Origin of the sequence: Aeromonas finlandensis, from assembly GCF_000764645.1 — a bacterium.
Classification (GTDB): domain Bacteria; phylum Pseudomonadota; class Gammaproteobacteria; order Enterobacterales; family Aeromonadaceae; genus Aeromonas; species Aeromonas finlandensis.
On sequence record NZ_JRGK01000343.1, the window covers coordinates 1 to 2,719 of the forward strand.

Consider the following 2,719-nt stretch of genomic DNA (forward strand, 5'->3'; position numbering starts at 1 on the left):
CATTAAGGTCTCATACAAGCTGATGCGGTTATTTTGTACTTCTCTGGGATGGCAATCGGTTCAGGGAACAACGTGGCGGTAAGGAACGAGCGCGTTGCCATCTGCGGGATACATATTCATTCCGCAATAGAGACACCATCGACTAATAGCTTGCAGAAATACCGAGATAACCCTATGCCGCTAGATATCATCAAAAAAACCTACAAGATTGTTGGACAAGGCGATCTGATGGCGCAATTTACCCTGATCCCCTCGGGCACATTAAACGTCTGGTTTCCCGAAACCGGATTGCAGATGGAAGCACCCTGCAATCAGCTTCGTTTTGAAAATGACACCCTGCTCTATACCAATGGCATGCACTATAGCCAGGCGAGGGCATTCTGGTCGCTAACACTCAATACTGTCGATATGAGCGAACTGAAGACAATCATCATCGAGATGTGCACCGATACGCGTAAATCTCATCAACTGACCCCCATGCCCAAGCGTAAACGGTGGTTGGTAGCCTGATTTGAGTAAGCACATTCAAAGAGAAGGGGCCTGCATCGCAAGTGCAGGCTTTTTTCGTGCCCCATATTTGTTACACCAAGCAATATTAACACTGCAGTAAAGCTGGCTATCGATGGTCGGATTAACCCACCCTGAATGCCCCTTCAAGCGCCCAATCCTCGAGCGTGGAGATGACGCTTGCATATCCATGCTGCATTGGTGATATTGATGTCAATATTGACCTAAATACCAAGGAGTAGGTATGCAAGTTGCCGTGGTGGAAAAGACATTCAGGATCGTTGGAGAAGGCAATCTGGTCGCTCAGTTCACCTTTATCTCTTCAGGCACGTTGCATATCTGGTTTCCGGATGTGGGCCTGCAGATGGAAGCCCACTGCAAAGAGCTGCGTATCGAAGATTGCACCATCATCTACACCAATGGCCTCCATCACGGCCAGCCCAGAGCACTCTGGTCCTTGACCCTCCATCCCGACGATATGAACGAGCTCAAACGCATATTGCAGCAGTTCAACAGCAGCCTCTATTTAACCTGCCTGCCACCCACATTGGCCATCGCCAAGCGAGCCTTGAACATGAATTAACCCAATTGCCGCAAGGCAATTCTGTCATTACTTCAAGTCACAACAATGTACCGTGATCATTAAGGGGGAGGGTTGGCTACTGCCAAACCGATCTTTAATGCCCCAGTCCAGGCGACCAGCGGGAGGTGATGGGGCTGGGTTGGTAACTTCCTAATCCACAAGCCGATGCCAAGCTCTTACACCCTGTCAGTGCATCTTTTCGGGCTGCTGCTGTTCAAGCCCCCCGGGTAGTAATACGGGGGAATTCCCAGACAACCATGCTCACACAATCCACGGGGGAGGGGTGTTATCTCTTACTTGTTCTATATGTTGACACTGTGCTCTCTTGAATCAACGCTGATATGTCAACAATCACATTGATTTTCAAGGGTTTTTTCTAATTGATAGAATTGATTTGTTCATAAACAGAGCAGGGGATGCATATGCGTTTTTTTCAGCCTGAGTTCGTGTCGTTGTACGATCTTCCGTGTCCAATTTCGCTTGACGAATACAAGGAGCGAACCCAGAGGATGCGCTCCTCTCTATTTTCATACTCACAGGAGTATGGGGTTCATTATGAGCTCTTCGAAGATTCAACCGAGATTGATTGGGGTCTGCATCCTTCAGTAGCTCAATGCTGGAGCTTTGTGAAAGACCGAAATTTTTCAACCTACGAGAAGTTGAAAATAACTTCTGCTCATCGTGTTCGTAAATGGATGCTCAACGGCCTTGGGGCTTTGACTCTAGCGGTACTTCCGGTGTTAATTGAACGGCTGTTTTGATGCCGATAAAGCTAGTTATCGGCATCAATGACAACACCTAACCTGTTGACATCATTAAATAAATTTCATGTCAACACGTATCTATTGGGTTCTGTGTTTGGTACGATCTTTTCAGCTATCCAGTGTGGTTAGCCCTGTCTAAAGGATCATTTACCAATGAGTGAACGGATCGATTTGATTGCCCCAGGTCAACTGGTTGTATTGCGTAGTGGCAGCTTTGATATGACCATTGATAGTGTTGATCAGGAAAGGCAACTAGCCACATGTGTATGGTTTTGTCCTGCTTCAGAACGCGTTCAAATAGAACAGTTTGCTGTGCATTCGCTTAGCCGAGTTGGCAATGAACCGGACACTCAACAGCGCGAATATTTTGCAGTTGGTGAAATAGTTCAGTTGCAAAGTGGCGGTCCATTGATGACGGTGACAACTGTTGACGATTCTTGTGGAAGAGAGCCTTCTGTTGGTTGTATTTGGCTTGATCCTTTACAACGTCAATTGACTTCTTTGTATGCCGAGTTTCATCCGGCAGCCCTTGTTAAAGAAGCTGATTTTAGTGAAGAAAAAACCGAGCTTGCTTGGGCTCCTTGGGACAAAGCTCGTGATTCATTGAAGAATTGAGCATCAGGGGCCTCCGGCCCCTTTGTTCTGCCTATAGGCATGACTGCGCATAATTCATGATTAAGTTAAATCCGCCGTTACCGTGCGTCCTGACAATGTTGTCAGATTCGAGCGGTACACGAATAATGCGCAGGGATATAACAAAAAACTTTATTTTTCGGTGGTTTGAGTGCGGTTTGAGTCCAGAGGAAACAGCAAAACTTTGTTTTGTTTCCGTGACGGAGGTCACGCTCTGGGATGAGGGAAAACC

General features: G+C 46.9%; 3 protein-coding genes. All 3 read left to right on the top strand.

Translation table 11 applies throughout. The annotated features are described in order from the left end of the window. Positions 1-174: 174 nt before the first annotated feature. A complete protein-coding gene (locus LD28_RS0120545) occupies positions 175-510 on the top strand; it encodes a hypothetical protein (protein ID WP_050514391.1) in 336 nt (111 codons plus the stop codon). Positions 511-751: 241 nt separating this feature from the next. Then, positions 752-1,090, top strand: a complete 339-nt coding sequence (locus LD28_RS0120550) for a hypothetical protein (RefSeq protein ID WP_033138758.1) — start codon at positions 752-754, stop codon at positions 1,088-1,090. Between the two features lie 917 nt (positions 1,091-2,007). Next, on the top strand, positions 2,008-2,469 hold the full coding sequence (locus LD28_RS22720) for a YodC family protein (RefSeq protein ID WP_081959658.1): 462 nt from the start codon (positions 2,008-2,010) through the stop codon (positions 2,467-2,469). The last annotated feature ends 250 nt before the right edge of the window (positions 2,470-2,719 follow it).